The 26,040-nt window shown below is 72.4% G+C and carries 27 protein-coding genes; 22 read left to right on the forward strand and 5 right to left on the reverse strand.

The genetic code is table 11. The features are described from left to right. Window positions 1-5: 5 nt before the first annotated feature. Complete coding sequence (locus BSB02_RS02645; protein WP_240506129.1) at window positions 6-1,985, reverse strand: beta-galactosidase; 1,980 nt, start codon at window positions 1,983-1,985, stop codon at window positions 6-8. A 153-nt stretch (window positions 1,986-2,138) separates the two neighbouring features. On the opposite strand from BSB02_RS02645, the gene BSB02_RS02650 reads away from it, so the two are divergent. From BSB02_RS02650 to BSB02_RS02665, 4 genes are read left to right on the forward strand one after another with little or no spacing between them, the layout of a single operon-like run. After that, the gene (locus tag BSB02_RS02650; protein ID WP_084956365.1) at window positions 2,139-3,443 is read left to right on the forward strand and encodes an ABC transporter substrate-binding protein; all 1,305 of its coding nucleotides are present in this window, start codon (window positions 2,139-2,141) and stop codon (window positions 3,441-3,443) included. A gap of 1 nt (window position 3,444) precedes the next feature. Next, a complete protein-coding gene (locus BSB02_RS02655) occupies window positions 3,445-4,389 on the forward strand; it encodes a carbohydrate ABC transporter permease (protein ID WP_084956368.1) in 945 nt (314 codons plus the stop codon). Further along, the gene (locus tag BSB02_RS02660) at window positions 4,389-5,219 is read left to right on the forward strand and encodes a carbohydrate ABC transporter permease (protein ID WP_084956371.1); all 831 of its coding nucleotides are present in this window, start codon (window positions 4,389-4,391) and stop codon (window positions 5,217-5,219) included. Before BSB02_RS02655 ends, BSB02_RS02660 begins: the two co-directional genes overlap by 1 nt. Window positions 5,220-5,224: 5 nt before the next feature. After that, window positions 5,225-6,220 carry a LacI family DNA-binding transcriptional regulator gene (locus BSB02_RS02665; protein WP_240506130.1) on the forward strand — a complete coding sequence of 332 codons (996 nt, stop codon included), beginning with the start codon at window positions 5,225-5,227 and terminating at the stop codon, window positions 6,218-6,220. 26 nt (window positions 6,221-6,246) lie between these two features. Here BSB02_RS02665 and BSB02_RS02670 read toward each other — a convergent pair whose 3' ends face one another. From BSB02_RS02670 to BSB02_RS02680, 3 genes are all read right to left on the reverse strand, one after another. Further along, on the reverse strand, window positions 6,247-6,735 hold the full coding sequence (locus tag BSB02_RS02670) for a MarR family winged helix-turn-helix transcriptional regulator (protein ID WP_084956376.1): 489 nt from the start codon (window positions 6,733-6,735) through the stop codon (window positions 6,247-6,249). 24 nt (window positions 6,736-6,759) lie between these two features. Further along, window positions 6,760-7,962 carry a PP2C family protein-serine/threonine phosphatase gene (locus BSB02_RS02675; RefSeq protein ID WP_084956378.1) on the reverse strand — a complete coding sequence of 401 codons (1,203 nt, stop codon included), beginning with the start codon at window positions 7,960-7,962 and terminating at the stop codon, window positions 6,760-6,762. A gap of 61 nt (window positions 7,963-8,023) precedes the next feature. After that, window positions 8,024-8,494 (reverse strand): MarR family winged helix-turn-helix transcriptional regulator, encoded by a 471-nt coding sequence (locus BSB02_RS02680; RefSeq protein WP_084956380.1) that lies wholly within the window; start codon window positions 8,492-8,494, stop codon window positions 8,024-8,026. A gap of 112 nt (window positions 8,495-8,606) precedes the next feature. Between BSB02_RS02680 and BSB02_RS02685 the strand changes: the two genes are divergently transcribed. The 18 genes from BSB02_RS02685 to BSB02_RS02770 all read left to right on the forward strand — a co-directional run bounded on the left by BSB02_RS02685 (window position 8,607) and on the right by BSB02_RS02770 (window position 24,731). Further along, the gene (locus BSB02_RS02685) at window positions 8,607-9,455 is read left to right on the forward strand and encodes an STAS domain-containing protein (protein WP_084956383.1); all 849 of its coding nucleotides are present in this window, start codon (window positions 8,607-8,609) and stop codon (window positions 9,453-9,455) included. Window positions 9,456-9,463: 8 nt separating this feature from the next. After that, on the forward strand, window positions 9,464-9,820 hold the full coding sequence (locus BSB02_RS02690) for an STAS domain-containing protein (protein WP_084956386.1): 357 nt from the start codon (window positions 9,464-9,466) through the stop codon (window positions 9,818-9,820). After that, window positions 9,817-10,239 carry an anti-sigma regulatory factor gene (locus BSB02_RS02695; protein ID WP_240506131.1) on the forward strand — a complete coding sequence of 141 codons (423 nt, stop codon included), beginning with the start codon at window positions 9,817-9,819 and terminating at the stop codon, window positions 10,237-10,239. The genes BSB02_RS02690 and BSB02_RS02695 overlap by 4 nt, the downstream gene beginning before the upstream one ends. Window positions 10,240-10,242: 3 nt before the next feature. Next, window positions 10,243-11,217, forward strand: a complete 975-nt coding sequence (locus BSB02_RS02700; RefSeq protein ID WP_084956389.1) for a SpoIIE family protein phosphatase — start codon at window positions 10,243-10,245, stop codon at window positions 11,215-11,217. Continuing rightward, window positions 11,214-12,080, forward strand: coding sequence for a PP2C family protein-serine/threonine phosphatase (locus tag BSB02_RS02705; RefSeq protein WP_143590175.1), 867 nt, complete (start codon window positions 11,214-11,216; stop codon window positions 12,078-12,080). The genes BSB02_RS02700 and BSB02_RS02705 overlap by 4 nt, the downstream gene beginning before the upstream one ends. 187 nt (window positions 12,081-12,267) lie before the next feature. After that, window positions 12,268-13,059: an MlaE family ABC transporter permease gene (locus BSB02_RS02710; RefSeq protein ID WP_084956936.1), complete on the forward strand. Its 792-nt coding sequence runs from the start codon at window positions 12,268-12,270 to the stop codon at window positions 13,057-13,059. Then, window positions 13,059-13,913, forward strand: a complete 855-nt coding sequence (locus BSB02_RS02715) for an ABC transporter permease (RefSeq protein ID WP_084956393.1) — start codon at window positions 13,059-13,061, stop codon at window positions 13,911-13,913. The genes BSB02_RS02710 and BSB02_RS02715 overlap by 1 nt, the downstream gene beginning before the upstream one ends. Window positions 13,914-13,917: 4 nt before the next feature. After that, window positions 13,918-14,940, forward strand: a complete 1,023-nt coding sequence (locus tag BSB02_RS02720) for an MlaD family protein (RefSeq protein WP_084956396.1) — start codon at window positions 13,918-13,920, stop codon at window positions 14,938-14,940. A gap of 1 nt (window position 14,941) precedes the next feature. Next, a complete protein-coding gene (locus BSB02_RS02725) occupies window positions 14,942-16,003 on the forward strand; it encodes an MCE family protein (RefSeq protein WP_084956399.1) in 1,062 nt (353 codons plus the stop codon). A 1-nt stretch (window position 16,004) separates the two neighbouring features. Then, complete coding sequence (locus tag BSB02_RS02730; RefSeq protein ID WP_084956402.1) at window positions 16,005-17,030, forward strand: MlaD family protein; 1,026 nt, start codon at window positions 16,005-16,007, stop codon at window positions 17,028-17,030. Beyond that, window positions 17,027-18,043 (forward strand): MCE family protein, encoded by a 1,017-nt coding sequence (locus BSB02_RS02735; RefSeq protein ID WP_084956406.1) that lies wholly within the window; start codon window positions 17,027-17,029, stop codon window positions 18,041-18,043. Before BSB02_RS02730 ends, BSB02_RS02735 begins: the two co-directional genes overlap by 4 nt. Then, window positions 18,040-19,062: an MCE family protein gene (locus tag BSB02_RS02740; RefSeq protein ID WP_084956408.1), complete on the forward strand. Its 1,023-nt coding sequence runs from the start codon at window positions 18,040-18,042 to the stop codon at window positions 19,060-19,062. The genes BSB02_RS02735 and BSB02_RS02740 overlap by 4 nt, the downstream gene beginning before the upstream one ends. After that, window positions 19,059-20,444 carry an MCE family protein gene (locus tag BSB02_RS02745; RefSeq protein WP_084956410.1) on the forward strand — a complete coding sequence of 462 codons (1,386 nt, stop codon included), beginning with the start codon at window positions 19,059-19,061 and terminating at the stop codon, window positions 20,442-20,444. Before BSB02_RS02740 ends, BSB02_RS02745 begins: the two co-directional genes overlap by 4 nt. Window positions 20,445-20,448: 4 nt before the next feature. Beyond that, window positions 20,449-21,306, forward strand: a complete 858-nt coding sequence (locus BSB02_RS02750) for a hypothetical protein (protein WP_143590177.1) — start codon at window positions 20,449-20,451, stop codon at window positions 21,304-21,306. A 25-nt stretch (window positions 21,307-21,331) separates the two neighbouring features. Then, complete coding sequence (locus tag BSB02_RS02755) at window positions 21,332-21,979, forward strand: 4'-phosphopantetheinyl transferase family protein (protein ID WP_240506132.1); 648 nt, start codon at window positions 21,332-21,334, stop codon at window positions 21,977-21,979. Window positions 21,980-21,989: 10 nt separating this feature from the next. Beyond that, complete coding sequence (locus BSB02_RS02760) at window positions 21,990-22,448, forward strand: MarR family winged helix-turn-helix transcriptional regulator (RefSeq protein ID WP_084956413.1); 459 nt, start codon at window positions 21,990-21,992, stop codon at window positions 22,446-22,448. Between the two features lie 127 nt (window positions 22,449-22,575). Further along, window positions 22,576-23,238: an LppX_LprAFG lipoprotein gene (locus tag BSB02_RS02765; protein ID WP_084956415.1), complete on the forward strand. Its 663-nt coding sequence runs from the start codon at window positions 22,576-22,578 to the stop codon at window positions 23,236-23,238. Beyond that, window positions 23,235-24,731 carry an MFS transporter gene (locus tag BSB02_RS02770; RefSeq protein WP_084956417.1) on the forward strand — a complete coding sequence of 499 codons (1,497 nt, stop codon included), beginning with the start codon at window positions 23,235-23,237 and terminating at the stop codon, window positions 24,729-24,731. The genes BSB02_RS02765 and BSB02_RS02770 overlap by 4 nt, the downstream gene beginning before the upstream one ends. Here BSB02_RS02770 and aspS read toward each other — a convergent pair. Then, on the reverse strand, window positions 24,728-25,993 hold the full coding sequence (gene aspS / locus BSB02_RS02775; protein ID WP_240506133.1) for an aspartate--tRNA(Asn) ligase: 1,266 nt from the start codon (window positions 25,991-25,993) through the stop codon (window positions 24,728-24,730). The genes BSB02_RS02770 and aspS overlap by 4 nt on opposite strands. Window positions 25,994-26,040 lie beyond the last annotated feature (47 nt).

Raw genomic sequence — 26,040 nt, forward strand, 5'->3', positions numbered from 1 at the left:
CCGCTTCACCGGTCCGGGGCGGCGACCACGACCACGTCGCCGCCCGGCACCGTGACCGAGCCGTCGCAGGCCCGGCCGTCGAGCAGCGCCACGCCGGTCACGCCCTCGACCGTGACCGGCTCCTCGCCGTGGTTGATGAGGAACAGGTGGCGGCCCCGCCGTACCAGCTCCAGGGTGTCGGGCAGGCCGCGGGGCCGGTCCACCCCGGCGGCGTCGAGCACCTCGGCGAGCAGGCCGCGCAGGTCGCCGGGGGCGGTGGCGACGTACCAGGCGACGCCCTCCCCCAGGTCGTGCTGGGTGACGGCGGGATGGCCGGCGTCGGGCCCGCCCTCGAAGGTCCGCACGGCCCGCGCCCCGGCCGGCCGTACCCGCTCCGACCACACGCGGCCGGTCAGCCCGCCGGAGACCGGCACGCTCGCCCGCTCGGCCAGCGGATGGAACTCCTCCACCGTCAGGCCGAGCACGTCGCGGAGCGCGCCGGGGTAGGGGCCGGGGTGGATGGTGTCGTGCTCGTCGGCGATGCCCGAGAAGTACGACACCAGCAGGTGGCCGCCCGACTCGACGTGGCGGCGCAGGTTCTTGCCCGCCTCCTGGGTCAGCAGGTAGGCGCTGGGCGCCACGACCAGCTTGTAGCGGGACAGGTCGGCGCCGGGGTGGGCGAAGTCGACGGTGACGTGCTCGCGCCACAGCGCCTCGTAGTAGGCCTCGACCCGCTCGCGGAAGTCCAGGTCGACCGAGGGCCGCCAGTCCAGCTCCAGCGCCCACCAGGACTCCCAGTCCCACAGGATCGCCACCTCGGCCGCCACCCGGCCGCCGCGCACCCCGGCCAGCCTGCGCACGTCGCGGCCCAGCGCGACCACCTCGCGCCACAGCCGGGAGTCGGGGCCCGCGTGCGGCACCATCGCCGAGTGGAACTTCTCCGCGCCGAAGCGGGAGGCGCGCCACTGGAAGAACAGCACCGAATCGGAGCCGCGGGCGACGTGGGCCAGGCTGTTGCGGCGCATCTCGCCGGGCCGCTTGGCGAGGTTGCGCGGCTGCCAGTTGACCGCGCCGGTGGAGTGCTCCATCAGCATCCAGGGCGACCCGCCGGCCACCGACCTGGTCAGGTCCGCGCACATGGCCAGTTCGATGTGGTTGCCGGGCCGTTCTGCCTGCAGGTAGTGGTCGTTGGAGACGACGTCGACCTCGGCCGCCCAGCGCCAGTAGTCCATCGGCTTGCAGTTTGCGATCATGAAGTTGGTGGTGACCGGCAGGTCGCTGAAGCGGCGGATGACCTCGCGCTCGGCGCGGAACAGCTCGATGTGCGCCTCGACGCAGAAGCGCTGGAAGTCCAGCTGGAGGGCGGGGATCAGGCCGGGGGCGGGGTTGCGCGGCGCCTCGATCTCGTCCCAGGCGCCGTGGCGCAGCCCCCAGAACGTGGTGCCCCAGGCGGCGTTGAGGGCTTCGAGCGTGCCGTACCGCTCGCGCAGCCAGCGGCGGAAGTGCTCCTGGGAGACCTCGCAGTAGCAGGCGGCGTTGGCCCAGCCGTACTCGTTGTGCACGTGCCACATGACGACGGCGGGATGGGTCGCGTACCGCTCGGCCAGGCGTTCGGTGATGCGCGCCGCGGCACGGGCGTACTCCGGCGAGCTGGGGCAAAAGCCGTGCCGCGACCCGCCGGACACCACGCGGCCCTGCTGGTCGACCAGGCGGGCGCCGGGGTGGGCGCGGCGGAACCACGGCGGCGGCGAGGCGGTGGGCGTGGCCAGGTTCACCTTGATCCCGTTCTCCTGGAGCAGATCGAGGACCCGGTCCAGCCACGCGAAGTCGTAGACGCCCTCGGCGGGTTCCAGCAGCCCCCAGGCGAACACGCCCAGGCTCACCAGGTTCACCCCGGCCTCGCGCATCAGCCGCACGTCCTCGTGCCAGGTCTCCTCCGGCCACTGCTCGGGGTTGTAGTCGCCGCCGTAGGCGATCCCCTCCGGCAGAACGGGATAGCGGTGCACAGACCCCCCTTTGGTGACATATCTCTGTGAACGTGCACAGTAACAGCAGAACAGCAAAAGTCCTAGTTAACGAGACCGTAACGGCGTATTGACACACCGGTGGAGCGGCTTTCAGTCTGTGCACGTTCACAGAAGTTCTGCCTGGAGGCATGAATGCGTACCACACGCCTTGCGGTCGCCGCCGCGCTGGCCGCCGCCGTGGCCGCCGGATGCGGTTCCCCCGAACCCGCCGCGCGGCAGTCGGGCAGCCCCTCGGCCGCCTCCACGCCGGTCAAGCTCACGTACTGGACGTGGGCCCCGAACATGGACAAGATCGTCGCGGTCTGGAACCAGGCGCACCCCGACATCCAGGTGACGGTCAACAAGCAGGCCAGCGGCGACGAGGCCGCCGCCAAGTTCCTCACCGCGGCCAGGGCGGGCAACCCGCCGGACCTCATGCAGGCCGAGTACCAGCACCTGCCCTCGTTCGTGGCCGCCGACGCCGTCGCCGACCTCAAGGCCGAGACCGAGCCGATCAGGGGCGAGTTCAGCGAGGGCCTGTGGGGCCTGGTCACGCTGGGCACCGACAGCGTCTACGCGGTGCCGCAGGACAGCGGGCCGATGATGCTCTTCTACCGCAAGGACCTGTTCGACAAGTACGGCATCGCCGTACCGAAGACCTGGCAGGAGTACGCCGAGGCCGCCCGCAGGGTCCGCGAGGCCGACCCCAAGGCATACCTGGGCACCTTCTCCAGCAAGGATCCCGGCTCCTTCGCCGGGCTGGCCCAGCAGGCCGGGGCGCAGTGGTGGTCCATCAGCGGCGAGGCGTGGAAGGTGTCGATCGACGACGCCGCCACCACGAAGGTCGCCGACTACTGGGGCGACCTGGTCAAGGAAGGCGTCATCGACGACATGCCCTACTTCACCCCCGAGTGGAACAAGGCCCTCAACGACGGCAGGCTGCTGACCTGGCCGTCGGCCGTGTGGGCGCCCGGGGTGCTGGAGACCAACGCGCCCAAGGCCAAGGGCAAGTGGGCCGTCGCGCCGCTGCCGCAGTGGAGCGCGGGCGAGAACGTCACCGGCTTCTGGGGCGGCTCCTCCACCGCCGTGGCCGCCGGCTCCAAGCACAAGGAGGCCGCCGCGAAGTTCGCCGCCTGGCTCAACACCGACCCCCAGGCCGTGGACCTGCTGGTGAAGGAGGCCGCGGTCTACCCCGCCGCCACCAAGGGCGCCGCCGCGCTGACCGGCGCTCCCGGCTACTTCTCCAACCAGCCCGGCTTCTGGCGGCAGGCCTCGGCCATCGCGCAGACCGCCCGCGGCTTCACCTTCGGGCCGAACGTGAGCACCGCCTACTCGGTCTTCAAGGACGCCTTCGACAAGGCCGTCCAGGCCAAGGCCCCGTTCTCCACGGCCCTGCGGACGGTGCAGGACGCGGTCGTGGCCGACATGCGCAAGGCCGGATTCACCCTTGCGCAGTGACATGCGATCCGGCGAGAGGAGCTCCCAGACGCGGGCGGCGGCCTCCCGGCACGACACCGGCCGGCGCGGGAAGGCCGCCCCGCGGGGGACGGTCGCGCCGTACCTCTTCCTGACGCCGGCCGTCGCCCTGTTCGCCCTCTTCCTGGCCCTGCCGATCGGCTACACCGTCTACCTGAGCCTGCGCCGGACCAAGGTCTCCGGGCTCGGGCTGGGCCGGGGCGCCAGGAAGGAGGTCTTCGTCGGCCTGGACAACTACGCCGCCGCGGTGAGCGACGGGGAGCTGTGGGCGGGCTGGCTGCGCGGGCTGGCCTACGGCGCCGTCGTGCTGAGCGTCATGCTGGGGCTGGCCCTGCTGTTCGCGTTGCTGCTGGACTCGGCCCGGGTACGGCTGGCCCGCTTCAGCCGGATCGCGATCTTCCTGCCGTACGCGGTGCCGGGCGTCGTGGCCTCGCTGATGTGGGGCTTTCTGTACCTGCCGAGCACCAGCCCGCTGCCCGGCGTCGACTTCCTGGCCGCCAGCACCGTCCTGTACTCCATGGCCAACATCGCGGTCTGGGGCGGCACCGGCTTCAACATGCTCGTGCTGTACACGACGCTGCGGGCGATCCCCCAGTCGCTGTACGAGGCGGCGCGCATCGACGGCGCCTCCGAGCTGCAGATCGCCGTCCGCGTCAAGATCCCCATCCTGGCTCCTGCGATCGTCCTGACCACGGTGTTCTCGATCATCGCCACGATCCAGGTGTTCTCCGAGCCGACCACCCTCAAGCCCCTCACCGCCACGATCAGCTCGACCTGGAGCCCGCTGATGAAGATCTACCGGGACGCCTTCGTCACCGGCGACCTGTACTCGGCCGCCGCCACCTCGATCGTCGTGGCCGGCATCTCGCTGGTGCTGTCGTTCGGGTTCCTGCGCGTGGTGCGAAACCGCGCCTTCGGGGAGGCGTGATGGCGGCCCGCGGCATCGCGCCGACCGCCGTCCTGCTGCTCGGGGCGGCCTACACGCTGTTTCCCGTGAGCTGGCTGGTCGTCGCCGCCACCAAGTCGCCCGGCGAGCTGTTCTCCACCGCGACCTTCGCCGTGGGCACCGGGCTGCTGGACAACCTGTCGGAGCTGAGCGCCTACCGCGGCGGCGTGTTCTGGCTGTGGACGGTCAACACCGTGGTGTACGCCGGAGGCGGCGCGCTGCTGTCGACGATCGTGTCGGCGGTGTCGGGGTTCGCGCTGGCCAAGTACCGCTTCCGCGGCCGGAGCCTGATCTTCAACGTGCTCATCGGCGGCATCCTGGTCCCGGCCGTGGTGCTGGCCGTCCCGCAGTACCTGCTGTTCGCCAAGATCGGGCTGGCCGACACCTACTGGTCGGTCCTGCTGCCGCAGATCCTCCACCCCTACAGCATCTACCTGGCCCGCGTGTACGCCCAGGCCGCCATCCCCGACTCCCTGCTGGAGGCCGGGCGGCTCGACGGGGCCTCGGAGTGGCGGCTGCTGACCGGGATCGCGCTGCCGATGATGGCCCCCGGGCTGGTGACGGTGTTCCTGTTCCAGTTCGTCGCCATCTGGAACAACTTCCTGCTGCCCTTCATCATGCTGGGCGACGACGCCAGGTTCCCGCTCACCGTGGGCCTGTACACCCTGCTCGCGGCCGGGGCCAACCAGCCGTCCCTGTTCAACCTGATCATCACGGGCGCACTCGTGGCGCTGATCCCGCTCGTCGCGCTGTTCCTGACCATGCAGCGCTACTGGCGGACCGATCTGGCCGGCGGAGCCGTGAAAAGCTAGTGGCCGTGAAGCGACCGACGATCCACGACGTGGCGGCCCGGGCCGGCGTCTCGCGGGGCACCGTCTCCCGGGTGCTCAACGGCGACCGGTACGTGAGCACGGCGGCCCGCGTGGCCATCGAGCGGGCCATCGCCGAGACGGGGTACGTCGTCAACCGCAACGCCCGGAGCCTGGTCACCCAGCGCTCCGGATCGGTGGTCATGGTCCTGTCCGACCCGCACGAGAAGCTGTTCGAGGACCCCAACTACGCCGTGCTGATCCGCACCGCCGTCCAGCGGCTGGCCCTGCGCGACATCTCGCTGGTCATCATGATGGCCGCCGACGACGGCGACCGCCAGCGCGTGCTGCGCTACGTGCGCGGCGGGCACGCCGACGGCGTCTTCCTCGTCTCCGCCCACGCCGGCGACCCGCTGGCCGACGCGCTGGGCGGCCGGGTGCCCGTGGTGGCCCAGGGCGAGGTGCTCGGCAAGCGCGACGTCATCCCCTACGCCGCGGCCGACGAACGGCTGGGCGGCCGGCAGATGACCGAGTACCTGGTCTCCAGGGGCCGCAGGAAGATCGCCATGATCACCGGGCCGATGGACACCCCCGGCGGCATCCAGCGCCTGGAGGGCTTCACCGACGTGCTGGGCCGCAGGGCGGCCAAGAAGCTCATCGCGCACGGCGACTGGTCGCGGGCCAGCGGCGAGCGCGCGATGGCCGAGCTGCTGGCGCGCGCCCCCGACCTCGACGCCGTCTTCGTCGCCTCCGACCTCATGGCCGCCGGGGCGCTGGCCGCCCTGCGCGAGGCCGGCCGGCGGGTGCCGGACGACGTCGCCGTCGGCGGGTTCGACGACTCCTCCATCGCCGTGTCCACCCATCCGCCGCTGACCACCATCCGCCAGCCGCTGGCCCGCATCGCCGAGGAAACCGTGCGGCTGCTGCTGGAGCTCATGGACGGGGCCGGGCGGGTCGAGCCGGTCATCGTGCCGACCGAGCTGGTCGTGCGCGAATCGGCGTGACGCTTCTCGCCTCGGGGGGTGGCCGGTCAGGCGAACAGGCGGGCGGCCAGGGGGACCCAGTCCTCCGGGCCGTCCGCCTCCGCCGCGGCGGCGAACTCCCGCAGACCTCGCTGCAGCGCCGACCGCCCGGCCGGAGTCATGCGCTCCAGCACGGCCTTGAGGTGGGCGTGGCGGCGTTCGGCCAGGTCGGCGAGCAGTGCCCGGCCGGTGGCGGTGAGCGACAGCGTCAGCTCGCGCCGGTCGGTCTCGCCGAGCGAGCGGCGCACCAGCCCGGCCGCCTCCAGCCGGTCGCACAGCCGGCTGGCCGAGGACGGCGCGGCGCCGAGGTGGTCGGCCAGGCCGCTGAGGTTGACCGGCTGGTGGCTTTCGATGGTGATGAGGGCCTGCAGCTGCGTGGTGGACACGCGGCCGGCGGCCTGACGGGAGCGGGCCCAGACGGCGACCAGCGCCGCGGCGGCCTTCTCGACGGCTGCGACGTCCGCGGGCGTGGGATCGGTGATCGTCGTCTCGTTCACTGGCTCTCCTGTCGCGAAGACCTCCTAGACGACCTCCTCCGGCGCCGCGGGGAGGAGTTGGGACGCGGCGTCGGCGACCCAGTCGAGGCAGACCACCACCGCGTCGTCGATGCTCTCGGAACCGTTGCGGAAGTCGAGGAGACCGCGGATCATGGTGCGCACGGCCTCGTCGGCCGGTTGCAGCCGGGTGGCCTTGACCACGCCCTCCAGCGGGGCACCGCTGAACTCCTGTCCGCTCGCGGATCGTGAGGAGTATACGCCGTCGCTGACGATCACCAGCCGGTCGCCCGGGCGCAGCTGCATCTGCTGCTCCACGTAGGCGGTGTTGCCGAACATGCCCAGCGGCAGCTGCTTGTCCAGCTCGATGCGGGACACCTTGCCGCCGCGCATGAGCAGCAGCAGCGGCGAGCCGGCGTCGACCAGCGCCAGGTCGCCCGTCGCGGCGTCGAAGCGCAGCAGCAGGGTCGACACGTAGCGCTCCCCGCCGTACTCGGCGAAGATCGCCTCGTCGGCCAGCCCGGCCTGCTCCTCCAGCCCGGCGCCCGAGCGGCGGGCGTTGCGCAGGGCCGTGATGGCCAGGCTCGTCAGCAGCGCGGCCGATATCCCCTGGCCCATGCCGTTGGTCACCGACATCATGAGCCAGCGCGGGCCGCAGGCCCAGTCGAAGTTGTCGCCGTAGACGGCGTAGGCGGGTTCGAGCTGGCCGGCCAGGCGGTAGCCGTCCCCCTCGTGGCTGGAGCCGGGCAGCAGCTCCCACTGCATCTCGGCCGCCAGCGTGAAGCGGGCCAGGCGGCGCACCTGCTGGTAGCGGTCGGTGATCAGGTCGGCGCCGCGCAGCGCGTGGGCGAAGGCGACCGCGACCTCCTGCAGCAGCTCCAGCGCCTCGGGCGCGGACTCCTCCGGCAGCCGGACGTTGAGCACGCCGAAGCGCTCGCCGAACGCGGTGACGGGCAGGTGGAGCAGCCGCCCGCCGTCCGACAGCTGCGGCTGCTGGGCGGCGAAGGCGCGGCCGGCCTCGGTGGTGTCGATGCTCAGGCCCGGCGAGCCGGGCGAGAGCGGGTTCAGCACGGGCCGCAGCGTGGCCTTGGCGTAGTCGGCCAGCAGGACCTCGATGTCGGGATGCCCGAAATGCTCGCTCAGCGCGTCACGCAAGGCCTCGGCCACCGCGTACGGCGGAGCGTCCTGTATCGCCTGGCGCACGGCGTAGAGCCCTTCGCGGGTCACCATGGGGCTCCTCCACCCGATGCGTGGCTGGTTGCCACGGGACGGTTGCACAGTAGCAAATAAGTCAGGCACTTGCCCTGTCACCGTCGTCCGTCCCGTCGGTCTCGTCACCGGTCTCGGCCCTGGCCAGCTGGTTCAGCGCCCGGGTGAGGGCGTGGAGGGCCGTCGGGGACAGCCGGTCCAGCAGGCGCCCCAGCTCGGCCCGGCGGCGGACGCCCAGCTCCTTCAGGAAGGCGGTCCCCTGCGGGCTCAGGTGGAGGGCCACCGTACGCCGCCGGGGGTCGGCGTCCCGCGTTAAGAGCCCGGCGGCCTCCAGCCGGTCGCACAGCCGGCTCGCCGAGGACGGCAGCGTCCCCATGGCGGCGGCCAGCTCACTCAGCGTGAGCCCCGGGCGGCGGGCGGCGATCTCCAGGGCCCGCAGCTGGCTCGCCGACACGATGGGCCGCAGGTCGTCGTAGGTCCTGCACCAGATGTCCGTCAGCAGTTCCGCGGCCCGTTCCAGCGCACGCACCGCGGCGACATCACTGTGAGGCATGACTGTCCCCGTGCCCGCTTGTGGAACAGATACGCACGCGGGCCCCACGCCGACGGCCCAGCCGCTATATTTGCCATACGGCAAATAACTGTGAGGAAGCGGGGAGACACGGATGCCAGGCGACAGACAAGCGGCTCGCGAGGCGGTGATGCGGGCGATCGCCGGCAACCGCGGACGGATCGCGAGCACGTGGGTCGACACGCAGCTGGCCCGCGCGACACCCGCCATCGGCGGGGAGGAGCTGGGCGAGGAGGTCCAGGCGATCATCTCCTGCCTGCTGGAGGGGCTCGGCCGCGACCTGCCCGACGACCGCGTGGCCACCGGCCACGCCCCCCTGCGGGAGGCGGTCGCCGACCTGTCGCGGCGCTGGGCCCGGCTGGGCGCCTCCCCCACGGCCATCGCCACGGCGGTCTTCTCGCTCAAGCCGGCCATCCTCGGCTGCATGGCGCCGCAGGCCGAGGAGGCACTGCTGGTCGGCAGGCTGATCGACGCCGCCGCGCTGGTCAGCTTCCAGACCTACGTGGACAGCCGCGAGGAGATCATCCAGCGGCAGAACAGGCAGCTGCTGGAGATCTCCACCCCCGTCGTCCACCTGTGGCACAGGGTGCTGGCCGTCCCCCTCATCGGCACCCTCGACAGCGCCCGCGCGCAGATCGTGATGGAGAGCCTGCTGCAGGCCATCCAGGACCACCAGGCCGCCGTCGCGATCATCGACATCACCGGCGTGCCCACGGTCGACACCGTCGTCGCCCAGCACCTGATGCAGACGGTGACCGCCACCCGGCTGATGGGCGCCGACTGCGTCCTCAGCGGCATCAGCCCGCGCATCGCGCAGATGGTCGCCCAGCTCGGCATCGACCTGTCGGAGATCACCACACGCTCCTCCCTCGCGGACGCGCTGACCGAGGCCATGCGCCTGGTCCAGGAGGAAGGGCGGACGGAACGCACGCCGGCCGGTTGAGCGCGAGCATGACTTCCCCCGACATCCCGATCATCCGCCTGGGCGAGGTCCTGGTCGCGGGCCTCAGCCGGGAGCTGGACGACAAGACCGTCATGCTGTTCGCCGACGAACTCAGCCGGCGGATCGGCGACACCCGAGCCTCGACGGTGGTGCTGGACATCACGAAGGTCGAGGTCATCGACTCCTTCGCCGCCCGGATGCTCATGGAGATCGCCGCCATGGCGCGGCTCCTGGGCGCCCGGGTGGTGCTGGCAGGCATGCGTTACTCCGTCGCGATCACCCTCGCCGAGCTGGGGCTCGCGCTGCCCGGCGTGGAGACGGCGCTGTCGGTGGAACATGCCCTGAACAGACGGGCAGGCCCGTGACACACAGCGACCTGAGCAGCACCTCGCTCCAGACGGTGCCGATCCACACCGAGGAAGACCTGCTGACCGCGCGGCACGCGGTCAGGGCCGCGGCGCTCGCGGAGGGGCTGGGCCTGGTCGCCCAGACCAAGCTCGTCACCGCGGCCAGCGAGCTGGTGCGCAACTGCTACGTCCACGGCGGCGGCGGGGTGCTGCGCATCGAGCGGGTGCTGCCGCCGCCGCGGCGGGGGCTGCGGATCGTCGTGGCCGACCAGGGCCCGGGCATCGAGGACCCCGACGCGGCGCTGGCCGACGGCTACTCCACCGGCCCCGGGCTGGGGCACGGCCTGGGCGGCGCCCGGCGCCTGGTGGACGAGTTCGAACTGCGCAGCGAGCCGGGCAGGGGCACCACCGTCGTGATCACCCGCTGGACGGCCTGACCCATGCTGACGACCGAGGTCCGGGTGGACCACGAGAGCGCCGCCGCCGAGGCGGCCGGCCTGGCCCGGCGGGCCGCCCGGCGCCTGGGCCTGGCCGCGCCGCTGGCCGAGCGGGCCGCGGTCGCCGCCTCCGAGCTGGCCAGCAACATCGACAAGCACACCCGCGGCGGGTCGGTGTTCGTGCAGCGGGCGCCCGGCGGCGGCCTGGACCTGCTGGCGGCCGACCACGGGCCGGGCATGGCCGACGTGGCGCGCTGCCTGACCGACGGCTACAGCACCGCGGGCACGCTCGGCGGCGGGCTCGGCGCGGTGCGCCGCCTGGCCTCCGCCTTCGCCGTCTTCTCCGCCCCCGCCCACGGCACCGCGATCGCCGCCCGCTTCCGCGACGAGGCGGCCCTGGACCTGAGCCGGCTGGAGGCCGGGGCGGTGTGCCTGCCGGCGAACGGGCACCAGGAGTCGGGCGACGCCTACGAGCTGGCGGGCGGCACCCTGCTCGTCGTGGACGGCCTGGGCCACGGCGCCGAGGCGGCGCGGGCCAGCGCGTCGGCCCTGGATGCCTTCCGGGCCGACCCCGAGGCGCCGCTGACCGAACTGATCGTGCGGCTGGACCGGGCGCTGCGCTCCTCCAGGGGCGCGGCGGCGTCGCTGGTACGGCTGCGCGCCGCCGGCGTGGAGTTCTGCGGCGTGGGCAACGTCGGCGGCGCCGTCCTGCACGACGGCCGCCCGCTGGCCAGGCTCGTCCCGCGGCCGGGCACTCTCGGAGTGCGCGCCGGCGGCCCGGTCGCGCAGACGGCGCCGATGCCGCCCGGCGCCACCGTCGTCCTCCACACCGACGGCATCTCCCACTCCTGGCTGACCACCTCCGGCACCTGGCTGTTCACGCAGCCGCCGCCGCTGCTGGCGGCGCTGCTCGCCCGAGACCACCGGCGGCTGCGCGACGACGCCACGGCCGTCGCCCTGCGAGACAGGCGATCATGATGGACCCCACCTTCGAACTGCAACGCATCCGCGCCCTCGAGGACGAGCTGAGCCGGCTCAAGGACGAGCTGGCCACCACCAACCAGGGCGTGCTCGCGCTGGTCGTGGAGCTGGAGGAGCGCGACGAGCGGCTGCGGCGCGCGCACCGGCAGATCTTCCGCGAGCTGGAGGACGCGCTGCGCCCGCCGCTGCCCGACGTGGGCTACGCCCGGTTCGGCGTCTACTACGCCCCGGCCGAGGAGGCCGCGCCCACCGGGGGCGACCTCTACGACGTGCTGACGCTGCCGGGCGGGGAGCTGCAGATCGTGGTGGTCGACGTGGCCGGGCACGGCGTGGCCGGCACGCGGGGCGCGCTGACGATCATCCACACGGTCCGCACGCTGGCCCTGGAGGGCTACCCGCTGGAGTCGCTGGTGGGGCGGACGGCCGGGCTGCTGCAGTCGGCGTATCCCGACCTGGTCGGCACGCTGCTCGTGGCGCGCCTCGACCCGCGTGCGGGCGTGCTGCGGGTGGCCACCGGCGGGCACCCGCCGCCCCTGGTGATCACGCCCGACGGGAACGCCTCGTACTCGCGCCTCATGGGCCGCGGGGTCGGGTATCCCGACCCGGGCAGCCACGTGATCGCCGAACACCGCCTCACGCCCGGCACCACCGTGCTGTTCTACACCGACGGCCTGGTGGAGGCGTCGATGGACATCGTGGCCGGGATGGACCACCTCACCGAGGTGGCCGCCCGCCACCACCGGCTGCCGGTGGAGGTCTTCGCCGACGCCGCGGTGACCGCGATGCACCACCGGGTGCTGCACAGCGACGACACGCTGCTGATCGCGATGCGCTGGCACCCCGCCGGCTCCCCCGCCTGACCTTCCCGTCACGAAAGCATCACTTTTCGTAGCCGGCGCACAACATCCACGGCCGCCGTCATACGGATCCCGCAAATTCCCCGCGAAGCATCGACTTACTGGACAGCACGTCAGTAAGGTGGCGGTCCAACAGGCGGCGGTGAGCGAGGTGGCCCATGGCGGCAACACGCACACGGTCGAGGCGCCGATGGCCCTGACCGGTTTCGTAGGCCGGAAGGCCACATCCGTGCTGGGCCAGATCGGCGAGCTGTTCGTGATCGTCCTGGAGGGGCTGCGCCGTACCTGGGACGTCAAGACCTGGTTCTGGGAGTTCGTCGGCCAGTGCTGGTTCCTCGCCCGGATCACCAGCGTGCCGGTCCTGCTGGTCAGCCTGCCGCTGGGCGCGACCGTCGCCCTGCAGGTGGGCGAGCTGGCCTGGCAGCTGGGCGCGGCCAGCGCCACCGGCAGCGCCGTGTTCGTGGGCCTCATCAGGGAGGTGGCGCCGCTGGCCAGCGCCCTGCTGATCGCCGGGGCCGGCGGCAGCGCGATGACCTCCGACATCGGCGCCAGGAACATCCGCGACGAGCTGGCCGCGATGGAGGTGATGGCCGTCAACCCGATCCACCGCCTGGTCACCCCCCGCATGTGGGCGGCCAGCACGGTGGCGGTGTGCCTGTGCCCGCTGGTCATCCTGGCCGGCGCGAGCGGCGGCTACTTCTTCAACGTGGTCGTGCAGGGCGTCACCCCGGGCGCCTACTTCGACGGCGCACTGTCCCTCGTGGTCGTCAGCGACCTGTACGTGACGCTGTTCAAGGCGTGGGTGTTCGGCTTCATCGCCGCCGCCGTGGCCTGCTACAAGGGCATGACGTGCCAGACCAGCCCGGTCGGGGTAGGGCGTGCGGTCAACCAGGCGACGGTGGTCACCTTCATGCTGGTGTTCACCTTCAACTACGTGATCTCCGCCGTCTACTTCCTCGCCTACCCTCCGAAGGCGTTCTGATGGTCAGCCGTACGGCGGGCGCCAGGGCCCTGGGCGCGGGGCTGGAGGCGGCCGAGCGCTTCGCCCAGCTGGCCGACTGGCCGCTGTTCGTGTGGAAGGTGCTGTTCTACTCCGTCCGCGACGTCGTCCTGCGCCTGAAGTACTTCAAGGTCGTGCTGCGCCAGATCAGCGACGTGGTCGTCGGCGTGGGCGCCACGGTGATCGGCGGCGGCATGATCTTCGTGGTGTTCACGATGGCGTTCGTGGTCGGCGCCACCGTCGGCCTGCAGGGCTACCAGGGCCTGCAGTCGATCGGCGCGGAGTCGTTCATGGGCCTGGTCGGCAGCTTCGCCAACGTGCGCGAGATCACCCCCATCATCGCGGCGACCGCGCTGGCCGCCCAGGTCGGCTCGGCCTTCACCGCAGAGCTGGGCGCGATGCGGATCTCGGAGGAGATCGACGCGCTGGAGGTGATGGGCATCAACGCCTTCACCTACCTGATCTGCACGCGCGTGGTCGCCGCGCTGGCCGCGCTGATGCCGATCTACCTCATCGCGCTGTTCGCCAGCTTCTTCGCCACCCGCCTGATGTGCACGGCCCTGTTCGGCATGGCGCCGGGCGTCTACGACTACTACTTCTACATCGGGCTGCCGGTCAGCGACATCGTCTTCAGCGTGGCCAAGGTCGGCGTGTTCGCCTTCACGGTCATCGTGATCCACTGCTACCACGGCTTCTACGCCACCGGCGGCCCGGTGGGCGTGGGCGTGGCGGCCGGGCGCGCGATCCGCCAGTCGATCGTCACCATCGTCCTGCTCAACCTGCTGCTGTCGTGGCTGTTCTGGGGCGGCGGCGGCAGCCTGAAGCTGACGGGGTGAGAAGGTGGTCCGCGCGGAGTTCTCCCTTCCCGTACGGCTCGGCATCGCCGTGGTGGTGCTGGCGGTGTTCGCCGCGGCGACGGTCCTGGTGGTGCGGAGCGTCACCGAGGAGAGCGGCACGCGGATCGTCGCGGTGTTCGACCGGGCGGGACAGGGCCTGGACCCCAACTCCCCCGTCAAGATCCGCGGCATCACGGTGGGCGGCGTCAGCGACGTGTCGCTGGACCGCACCGGCAAGGCCGTGGTCACCATGCACGTCCAGCCCGGCGTGCGGGTGCCGCAGACCGCCACCGCGGCCATCGAGCCGGCCTCGGTGTTCGGCCCCAAGTTCGTCAACCTCAAGCTCGGCTCCGGCGAGGGCGTGGGCCCCTACCTGGCCTCCGGGGCCGTGATCCGCGACGGCGAGGAGCCGCTGGACCTGTCGGACTCCCTCGGCGACCTGTACCGCGGGGTCGACGCCGTGGACCCGCGCGAGGTCACGGTGATCGTCCACACGCTGGCCAAGGGCCTGGAGGGCGAGGGCAGGACGCTGCGCGAGCTGATCGACGACGCCGGCACGGTCGCCGGCGTCGCGCACGAGCACCGCCACCGCGCCCGGCTGTTCCTCCACGACGCCGCCCAGCTGTCGGCGGCGCTGGCCGACAAGGGCGACGACGTCACGGCCATCGCCGCCGACCTCGACACGATCACCCCGGACCTGCTGGAGCGGGCCGACAAGGTGCGGGCGCTGCTGAAGGAGATCACCGCCGTCTCCGAGCTGGGCGCGCACGGCCTGCGCAAGCACCGGCGGAACCTGCGGGCCGGCGTCCACTCCGGCGAGCGGGTGGCCGCGCTCATCTACGCCCAGCTGGGCCTGGCGGGCGACGGGGTGCGCGGCCTGACCAAGCTGGTGGAGCTGCTGAACGAGCTGATCGAGGCGCCGGGGCCGGGCAACTCCCGCCAGATCCAGACCGAGTCGTTCGTGATCGCCGACATCTGCGAGCTCATCGTGGGCGCCTGCGGGCCCACCACCGGGAGGGACCGCTGACATGGCCGTCTCCCGCGAGCGCGTCCTCCGCCGCTGGACGCTGCTGCGCTTCCTGCTGTTCCTCGCGCTCACGCTCTCGCTGATCGCGGTGATCGCCGTCCAGATCGCGCGCGTCAGCACCACCGCCGGCTACACCGTGACCGCGACCTTCGACGACGTGTCCGGCCTGCTGGAGGGCGACCAGGTCAAGATCGCCGGAGCGCCGGTCGGCCAGGTCCAGTCCATCCGGGTCGTCGACGGCCGGGCCGAGGTGGTGCTGGAGGTCGACGAGAAGGTCCGCGTCCCCGCCGACAGCCAGGCCGCCGTGCGCTGGCGCAACACCGTCGGCCAGCGCGTGGTCTACCTCCTGCCCGGCACCGCCCGGCAGATGCTGCCGCCCGGCGGGCGCATCACCCGCACCGCCTCCGTGGTGGACATCGGCGAGCTGGTCAGCGACCTCGGCCCGCTCACCAGGAGCCTGGACCCCGAGCAGATCAACCAGCTGCTCACCGCCGCCGCCAAGTCCCTCCACGGCAACGAGCGGAACCTGCCCCGCCTGCTGGACAACGTCAACGCCATCACCGGCACCGTCAACGAGCGCAAGGAGACGATCCAGGCGTTGCTGAGGGACTACGCCAAGGTCACCGAGGTGGTGGCCCGGCGCGACGAGCAGATCGCCCAGCTGGTGGACAACCTGGTCCTGCTGTCGGAGGCGTTCGCACGCAACCGCAAGCTCGTCGACGACGCGATCGTCGAGCTGTCGGCCGAGTTCGCCACGGCCAACGAGGTCATCGGCAAGAACGCCGACGAGCTGGGCGCGCTGACCGACCACCTCACCGGGCTCACCGGCGGCATCCGCCGCAACGTGGCGAGCATCGAGCGGACCGTCACCACCATCCAGCCGCTGTTCGCCCGCGCCCACTCCAGCGTCAACCGCGGCCACTTCTTCGTCGCGGCCGTGCCCTGCGTGGCGCTCGGCCCCTCGCCGTGCCCCTACCCGATGACCGAGCCGCCGCCCCTGCGCGGCGGCTACAAGGTCTCCTCGGCGCGGGACCTGCGCAGGCTCATGGTGGGAGGCGACTGAGGTGGCGCTGAAGTCCTTCCGCGACCGCAACAAGGTCCTCGTCGGCCTGACCTCCGTCGCCGTGCTCGGCACGATCCTGGTCGCCACCTTCCTCGTCGGCACCCTCGGCCTGCTGGAGGGCGGCTACACCATGAGCGGGATCTTCGCCGACTCCGGCGGGCTGAAAAGCGGCGACGACGTGCGCGTGGCCGGCGTGCGGGTCGGCGAGGTCACCGAGGTGCGGCCCGACTACCGGCAGGGCCACGTGGTGGTGACCTGGCGGGTCGACGACGAGGTACGGCTGGGCCGCCAGACCAGGGCCGACGTCACGCTCGCCAACCTGCTGGGCGGGCGCTACGTCAAGCTCAGCGGCCCGGTCAGCCGGCCGTACATGGACCAGCTGCCCGAGAGCCGGCGGGTGGTGCCGATGGAGCGCACCGGCGTGCCCACGCTGATCAACGACGCGCTCAAGGACGCCACCCGCCTGGTCCAGCGCCTGGACACCGAGGCCGTGGACGACCTGCTCACCGAGCTGGGCAAGCTCGACCTGAGCAAGCGGGGGCGCGTCACCCGGCTGCTGAAGAACGTGGGCGAGCTGTCGGACACCATCAGCAAGAGCGAGCCGCAGCTGCAGAAGCTCATCGACAACGGCAACCGGATCATGGACCTGCTGGAGAAGAAGGACAAGGAGATCAACCGGCTCGTCGACGCGATCCAGGTCATGCTGGAGGAGCTGCGCTCGCGCCGGCGGGAGCTGCGGGCGCTGCTCGGCTCCGGCAGCGAGCTGGTCGCCGGCACCACGCGGCTGATCAACCGGCACGAGAAGAGCCTCATCCAGGTCCTCGACGACAACCGCGCGATCACCACGCGGCTCAACGCCAGCCGCGAGGAGTTCAACAACGTGCTGGCGTGGGTGGGGCCGACCTTCTCCGGGCTGGCCACCATGGGCGGGCAGGGCCCGTGGATCGAGGCCATCGCCACCGGGCTGGGGCCGATCAACCCCGAGGTGCTGGCCGCGATCGCCCAGGACAGGAAGGACAAGCGATGATCCGGGCGCTGGCCGTGGCGGTCGCGGGCGTCCTGCTGGCCTCGACCGGCGGATGCGCCGTGCTGGGGGCTCCGCCGTACACGCTGACGGCCGTCTTCGCCGCAGCGCCGTCGCTGTATGAGCAGGCCAGGGTCAAGGTGATGGGGCTGGACGCCGGATCGGTGGAGCGGATCGCCATCGAGGGCGACAGGGTCCGCGTGGTGATGTCGATCGACCCCGACATCCCGCTCCCGGCCGACGTCAAGGCCGTGGTCGCGCCGCAGAACACCCTGGGCGAGCGCAACGTGGTGCTCTACCCGCCGTGGAAGCCGGGCGACAGGCGCATCGCCCCCGGCGCGGTCATCCCGCCGGACCGCACCGACCTGCCGGTGGAGATCGACGAGGCGCTGGACGCCTTCACCAAGCTCACCGACGCCCTCGACGCCGACAAGCTCGGCGACGTGGCCGGCGACCTGGCCAGCGGGCTGCGGGGCCGCGGCCGGACCGTCAACGACGCCCTCGCCGACACCGCCAGGCTCACCGACACCCTGGCCAAGCAGGACAAGCAGCTCATCGAGCTGGCCAAGGGCCTGGGCCGCATCGCCACCAGCCTCAACCGGCGCGAGTCGCAGGTGAAGTCGACCATCGACTCCTTCGCCGAGGCAGGCGCCGTCCTGGCCGAGGAGCGGCAGCGGCTGCGCGGGTTCGTCGAGAGCATGGCCGCCTTCGTGCGGCGCGGCGATGTGATCATCGAGGCGTACGGCGAGCGGCTGCCCCAGGCCGCCGGCACGCTGGCCGAGCTGGTGCTGACGGTCAGGGCCAACAGCGAGTCCACGGCCAGGGCCATCAAGGGAGCGGCCGACTTCGCCGACGTGCTGATCGACTCCTGGGACCGCAAGCACCACCTGCTGAAGATCCGGGTCGTGCTCAACGCGATGACGCGGGCCTGGCTGACGCCGCTGTTCGAGGCGCTGAACCTGGGCCCGGTGCCCTGCCTGCCCGGCGGGCTGAGCAACTGCGAGCGCAAGCGATGAGGGCCCGGGTCCTGGCCGCGGCCGTCGCGCTGGGCATGGCGGCGGCGTGCTCCCTGCAGACTCTGGGCGCCAAGACCGGCGACTACACGCTCACCGCCACCTTCGCCGACGTCCAGAGCCTGGTGCCCGGGCACAGTGTGCAGATCTCCGACGTGCGGGTGGGCACGGTGACCGGCGTCGCGCTGGACGGCTACCGCGCCAAGGTCACCATGTCGATCGAGAGCGTCGACGGCGTGCCGGTCGGCACCAGGGCCACGGTCGCCAAGACCTCCATCCTCGGCGAGAACTACATCCAGCTCACCCCGCCCAACGGCCTGAACACCGGCCCGATGCTCAAAAGCGGCGCGACGATCACCGACACGAGCGTCGAACCCGACATCGAGCAGGTCACCGAGAAGGCCGGGCCGCTCATCGAGGCGCTCGGCGCCCAGGACGTCAACGCCATCCTCGACGCCGCCTCCACCGCCTTCTCCGGCAAGGGCGACGACGTCAACCGGCTGATCAGGCAGGTCGCCGAGGTCACCGACTCCTACGCGGCCGCTCGCGGCGACCTGGCCGCCGCCATCGACGGCCTGGCCAGGCTGGGCGACGACCTGGCCGAGGGCAGCGACCGCCTGGACCGCCTGCCCGGGACGCTGGCCGCCGCCACCGCCCGCATCCACCACGGGCGCAAGCACATCAAGAAGGCCATCGTCGCGCTCACCGACCTGGCCAGGGAGGCCAACGTCACCGTCTACCCGCGCCACGCCGCCCGGCTGCGCAAGCTGCTGCGCGAGCTCGACGCGATCACCTCGGCCGTGCTGCGCGGCAAGGACGACCTCAAGCGCCTGGTCGCGACCATCCAGGAGTTCATCGACGCACCGCCCATCACGGTCAACGGCCAGGTGCTCATCTACGTGTGGCTCAAGGGCGTCATCCTGCCCGACGGCAAGACGCTGCCCAACGACCCGCAGGTGACGCGCGGCCCGCTGCCCAACCGCGTGGAGGACTTCCGCCTGCTGCTGGAGCCGCCGCGATGAGGAACCGCATCTTCGTCAACCTGGGATTCTTCGCCCTGCTCGGCGTCGTCATGACGGTCTGGGCGTTCACCACGATCATCAAGCTCGACGCCATCGAACGGCCCTACCGGGTGGACGCGGAGTTCGCCTCCTCCCCGGGCCTCATCCGCGGCTTCGACGTGGCCTACCTGGGCGTGCGCGTGGGGAAGATCGGCGACGTACGGCTGGCGCCCGGCAAGATCGTCGTGGGGCTCGACATCGACCGGGAGATCCGCCTGCCCAAGGCGGTCACCGCCGAGGTGCGGCGCAAGTCGGCCATCGGCGAGCCGTACGTCGAGCTGTTCCCGCCCAAGGACGGCGTCGGGGGGCCGCGGCTGGCGCCGGGCGACCTGATCCCGCTGAACAAGACGTCGGTGCCGCTGGAGTACAAGAAGCTCTTCCAAGGCGTGGGGAGGCTGCTCAACGCGGTGCCGCCGCGGGACGCCAAGACGATCACGCACGAGCTGGCGACGGCCCTGGACGGGCGAGCCCCAGCGATCAGGAGCATCATCGAGGACGCGCACGACGTGACCGACACGCTCGCGGACAACGCCGAGGTGCTGGACGACCTGTCGGTGCAGCTGACGCGGCTCACCCACACGCTGGCGGGCAGGAAGGACGCCATCGCGGCGGGCATCCGCGACACCGCGCTGGTCACCGGGACGGTCCGGGCCTCGCGGGCGGACGTCAACGCCTTCCTCGACCAGGGGCCGGGCGTGTTCGCCCAGATCCACGACCTCATCACGCGGTCCCGGCCGGGCTTCTCCTGCGCCCTGACGGCCGCGGGGCTGCCGCACCGGCCGGTGTTCTCGGCCGAGTCCGAGCGCAACGTCCACCACCTGCTGAGCATCGTGCCCACCGCGCTCAGCCTGGCCGACGACATCAGCGACCGGCGCGGGGGCACCGTGTACGGCAGGAACACCTTCATCTTCAGCGTGCCGGGCGGGCCGAAGCCGGCTCTGGAGTACGCGCAGCCGCTGGGGCCGCCGACGGTGCCGGCCGTGCGGTCGTGCCCGCGTGCGCGGGTGGCCGCGGCCGAGCACGACGAGGCTTCGAAGCCGGGCTTCAAGGCGCGGGCCCGCCCGTCGCCCGACGCCTCCCGGGCGGACTCGTCCCGTCCGGGCTCGTCACCGGCGGGCTCGTCACCGGCGGGCTCGTCACCGGCGGAGAAGGCCGGGCGCGGTCCCGCGCGGACTCCGGAGGCGCTGGAGAGCCCCACCGCCCCGCCCCGGAACGCGGCGGCCCCGGCTCCCCTGGACACCACGCCGCTGATCATCGCGATCTTCCTCGCGGTGGCGGCGAGCGGCGGCATAGTTGGCTGGATCGCCGTGGGCCGGGCGGCCCGCCGTCGGGAAACGGAGTGATCGCATGACGACGAAGCAGGACCTGGCCGCAGGCGAGGGCCACACCGCAGCGCCCACCGCCTCCTCCCCTACCTCCCCCCTGGCAGATCCCCAGACCGCCGCAACCGATAACGCCAAGGCCGAGGGCGGGACTGCGGGCGAGGGCCGCGCCGCGGCACCCGCCGCCACGGCCACCGAAAGTGAGGCCACCTCCACCTCCGCTCCAACGGGCGCCGCAGCGGGCACGGACGATGAGGGAGGCGGGGACGACGGCGGTGAGCGTGCGAAGCCGCGCCGGCAGCGGCTCGCGGCGGGAGCGGTGGCCGTGGTGGCGGTGGTCGCGCTGGCCGCCGCGGCCGTCCTCCAATGGCTGGCCGCCGGCCGGGCCGAGGAGGCGCGCGCCAGGCTCGAAGCCGAGCGGGCCCTGCGCGTGGAGGTGTCCGGCGCCGCCCACGCCTTCGGCCAGTCCCTCCTCTCCTACGACTACCAGGACCTCCAGACCTCCCGCTCGACGCTGATGGGCATGGCCACGGGCGACTTCCTGGCCACCTACGACGAGGCGTTCGGCGGCGCCATGGAGCAGGTGATCATCAAGCTCAAGGCGGTCGCCGAGGCGACGGTGCGCGCCGTATACCTGGCCGAGGTGGACGAGGCCACCGCCCAGGCCATCGTCGTGGTGGACCAGCAGGTCAAGACATCGGAGTCGATCCGCGTGGTGCGCGACAGCTACCTCAAGCTCACCATGGTCAAGCAGAAGGGCACCTGGAAGGTGCAGGAGGTGACCGTCCTGGGCGCGGCCAAGGAACAGGAGACCAAGCTCGGCGGCGACCAGAAGGCGGGCGAGCAGAAGGACACGGCCAAGCCGTCCGGCAAGGACGACTGATCGCCTGATCGACTACCCTGGCCGGGTGCCTGCTGATCCGATCGCGGCCGGGGCGCGCCCCGAGGAGGTGGACGCCCCGCCGAGCTGGCTGACCCCGGTGGAGCGCGAGCGCGCCGGGCGGCTGCGGCAGGAGGCCGACCGCCGCGCGTTCGTGGCCGCCCATCTCCTGGTACGGCTGTGCGCCGCGGAGTTCCTCGGCCGGCATCCCGGCACGCTGACGCTGCTGCAGCGCTGCCCCGTGCACGGGCCCGGCCACGGCGTGCCGTACCTGGAGGAGGCCCCCGGACTGGGCGTCAGCCTCAGCCACACGCGCGGCTACGTGTGCGCGGCCGTGGGCGAGGGCCGCGTCGGCGTGGACGCCGAGCGGGTGCCCGACGGCCCTTTGGACGAGGCGCTGGCCGGGATGGTCCTCGCCCCGGGCGAGCGGGTGACCGGCAACCGCGAGCTGATCCGCCTGTGGGCCCGCAAGGAGGCCCTGATCAAACGCGGCGAGCTGACCCTCGACGGCATGCGCGGCACGCCGTGGCGGCCGCGGGGTCACCTGCTGGAGTGGGAGACGCCCGACGGCGTCCTGGTGGCCGTGGTGACCGACGCCCCGGCGCGACGGCTGGGCGTCGGCGAGCTGGCCGCGTCGGCGGGGAGCGGCGGATGGCGGCGCGGACCGCTGATGTAGATTTGAGATCATGACCGCGCCCCGATGGCTGACCCCGGAAGAGCAAAGGGCGTGGCGTGCGCACCTGGCCCTGCACAAGCTGCTGATGCACCGGCTCGACCGGGAGCTGCACGAGTTCGGGCTGTCCATCAACGACTACGAGATCCTCGTCAACCTCTCGGAGAGCCCCGAGCACCGGATGCGGATGAGCGACCTGGCCGAGGCCACCATCCAGTCGCGCAGCCGCCTGTCGCACCAGATCTCCCGCATGGAGGCCAAGGGCCTGGTCAAACGGCAGGAGTGCGCCGACGACCGGCGCGGCACCTTCGCGGTGCTCACCGACGAGGGCTGGGAGACGATCGAGCGCGTGGCGCCCCACCACGTGGCCGGGGTGCGCGAGCACTTCATCGACCGGCTGACCCCCGAGCAGGTCGAGGCGATCGAGCGAGCCTACTCCCCGATCGTCACGCACCTGAAAGGCCTGCGTTGAGGCCCCGCAAAGCCTGCGTTGAGGCCCCGAAGAGTGAGCGTTGAGGCCCCGAAGAGTGAGCGTTGAGGCGAAACCGATATCGGCATGCTGTGCTGATCGCGGTCAAGCGCTCGCTAGCATCCGGGACATGCTGACAAGGCTCCTGACGGTCCTCTTCGCGCTCGCGCTGAGCGCCGCCTGCTCCGGGCAGGGCGGCGGCGGGCAGGCGACGCCCTCCGGACCCGAGCTGATGACCAAGACCGCCGAGGCGATGAAGACCGTGAAGACGGCCAGGTTCGCGATCTCGACGGAGGGCACGCCGCAGGTGCCGGTACGCAAGGGCGACGGCAGGATCCTGGCCACCGGCGACGCCGACGGGACGCTGACCGTCGACCTGTTCGGGCAGCTCACCGAGATCAGCTTCGTGCTGGTCGGCGACACCGTGCACTTCAAGGGACCGACCGGCTCCTTCCAGACGATGAGCAGGGCCTCGCTGCTGCAGGCGCTCAACGGTTATGACCCCTCGCTGCTGCTGGACCCCGCCAAGGGCGTGCCGCTGCTGCTGGCCGGCGCGGGCGATCCCAAGGTCGAGGGCGAGGAGGGCGGCGCCTACAAGGTGACCGCCAAGCTGCCGCAGCAGCAGCTCAAGACCCTGGTCCCGGGGGTGTCCCAGGACGTCACCGCGCAGATGCTCGTCGACAAGGCCTCCAGCAGGCTGACGAAGGTGACGCTGCCGCTGCAGGGCGGCTCGGTCACCGTCACGCTGAGCGACTACGACGCGCCCGTCACGATCACCCCGCCCGCCGGATGAGGCGTCGGCTGGCCCTCGGCGCGGGCGGCGCGGTCGTCCTGCTCGCCGCACTCGACGCCTACGTGGTCGTCAGCGTGCTGATCGACATCGCCAGGACCGTGCAGGTCCCGGTGAACCGGCTCGAGCGCATCACGCCCGTCGTGACGGGCTTCCTGCTGGGGTACGTGGCGGCGATGCCGCTGCTCGGCCAGTTGTCCGACCGGTACGGCAGGCGCCCCCTCATCCACGCCTGCCTGGCCGCCTTCGCCCTCGGGTCCGTCGTCACGGCGGTGGGCGGCTCGGTGGCCGTGGTGACCGTGGGGCGGACGCTCCAGGGGGTCGCGGGCGGCGCCCTGCTGCCGATCACCATGGCGCTGGCCGGCGACCTGTGGGAGGAGCGCGAGCGGCCGGTCGCGCTCGGCGCCGTGGGCGCGGCGCAGGAGCTGGGCAGCGCTCTCGGGCCGCTGTACGGCGGGGCGGTGGCGCTGCTGTTCGGCGCGTGGCAGGCCATCTTCTGGATCAACCTGCCGCTGGTGGCGGTCACGGCCGTGGCCGTCCACGTGTCGGTGCCCGGCCCCCGCGCCAAGGCGCACGCCATGCCCCTCGCGGCGCCCGTCCCCGCCGACGTGATCCCCCGCCCGCGCGTGGACGTCGTGGGCGGCCTGCTGCTGGCCCTGTCGCTGGCCCTGCTCGTGGTCGGCTTCTACAACCCCGATCCCGCCAAGGCGGTCCTGCCCCCGTGGGGCCTGCCGCTCATCGCCGCCGGGCTGGCCGTCGCCGCCGGGTTCGTCTGGTGGGAGACCCGCTCCCCCGTCCGCCTCCTGGACCTGACCGGCACGCGCAAGGGCCCGCTCCTCGCGACGCTCGGCGTGAGCTTCCTGACCGGGGCGGCGCTCCTGGTGACGATGGTGTTCGTCCAGCTCGCCGCCCAGACGCTGCTGGGCCTGGAGACGCTGCCCGCCTCCCTGGTGCTGGCCCGCTTCCTGCTGGCGCTGCCGGTCGGCGCGCTCGCGGGCGGCCTGCTGGCCCGCCGGTTCGGCGACCGGCTCGTCGCCGTCGCGGGCCTGGCCGTCGCGGCCGTCGGCTACGTGCTGATGTACCGCTGGCCGCTGGATCTGGCCGCCCACCCCATCGACATCGCCCTGCTGGTCAGCGGCCTCGGCCTGGGCCTGGTCATTGCCCCGATCTCCGCCGCCGTGCTGCGCGCCACCACCGCCGCCCAGCACGGCGTCGCCTCGGCGGCGGTGGTGGTGGCCAGGATGATGGGCATGCTGATCGGCGTGGCCGGGGTGTCCGCGTGGGGCTTCTACCGTTTCCAGTCGCTGACCGCCAACCTGAACACCCCGCTGCCCGTCGGCGTCGACGCCGCGACCTACGCCAGGCAGCTGGCCGACTACACCGCCAGGGTCAAGGCCGCCCTGCACGTGGAGTACACCGAGATGTTCCTGGTGACCGCCGTGCTGTGCGCGCTGGCCGCGCTGCTCGCCCTGCTGATGCCGGGCCGGGCCCGCTAGGGCGACAGCCGGTGCAGGTCGCGCGGGAACAGCGCGGCCTGCCGGATGTTGGCCAAGCCCATCAGCCGCGCGGTCCAGCGCTCCAGGCCGATGGCGAAGCCGCCGTGCGGCGGCATGCCGTGGGCGAAGGCCGACAGGTAGCCCTCGTACGGCCCGACCGGCTCGCCCCGCTCGGCCAGCGCCGCGAGGTAGTCCTGGTGGCGGTGCAGCCGCTGCCCGCCCGTCACCAGCTCCACGCCGCGGAACAGCAGGTCGAAGCCGTTGGAGAAGCCGGGCCTGGCCGGGTCGGGATGGGTGTAGAAGGGGCGCTTGGCCATCGGGTAGCCGGTGACGAACAGGAACTCCGAGCCGTGCTCGGCCAGCGCCCACTCCGACAGGCGCCGCTCCTGCTCCGGCGCTAGGTCCGGCTCGTCGCTCCCGGTCATCGCCCGCGCCTCGGCGAAGTGGATCGCCGGGATCTCGGCGGGCACCGAGGGGGCGGGGAGGCCGCGCCGCCGTACCGCCTCGGCCATGCCCGCCACGGCCTCGCGCAGCACGGCCATGACGTCGCGGTGGTCGCGGACGAAGCCCAGCTCGGCGTCCAGGCTGGTGTACTGGGCCAGGTGCCGGGCGGTGTCGTGCGGCTCGGCGCGGAAGACCGGGCCGACCTCGTAGACCCGCTCGAACACCCCGACCATCATCTGCTTGAAGAACTGCGGCGATTGGGCCAGGTAGGCCGGGCGGCCGAAGTAGTCGACCGTGAAGACGTCCGCGCCGGACTCGGTGGCCGAGGCGACCAGCTTGGGCGTGTGGATCTCGGTGAAGCCGAGCCCGTCGAGGGCCGCGCGGAACCCGGCGACGCTGGCGGCGGACACCTCCAGCACCCTTTTCAGCTCGGGGTGCCGCAACGCGACGGGCGCGTGGTCGAGGATGGTCGGCAGGCCTGCGCGCACCACCGGCCGGTACAGGTCGAACGGCGGCGGATGCACCGGTTCGGCCAGGACGGCGATCTCGGGCTCGGCCAGCTCGACGCCGCCCGGCGCCTGGGCGTTGGCGGTGACCGTACCGGTGACCTCGACCACGGTCTCCTCCGCCGGGAGCGGGCCGGGCGCGGTGACCGCCTGGGCCAGCCCGGCGCGGTCGCGCACGATGAGAAAGGAGACCGACTTCAGCTCGCGGCGGCGATGCACCCACCCGGCGACGGTCACCCGCCGCCCGGCGTGCGCGGCGAGCTCGGCCGACAGGACTCTGGACGGGCCCTTGGACTGCATTGCTGACGACATGCGTTTCACACCTCCTCGGACGTGACCCCTGGGAGGTGCGGGCGAGC

This window comes from Thermoactinospora rubra (assembly GCF_002093975.1).
Lineage (GTDB): Bacteria > Actinomycetota > Actinomycetes > Streptosporangiales > Streptosporangiaceae > Nonomuraea > Nonomuraea rubra_A.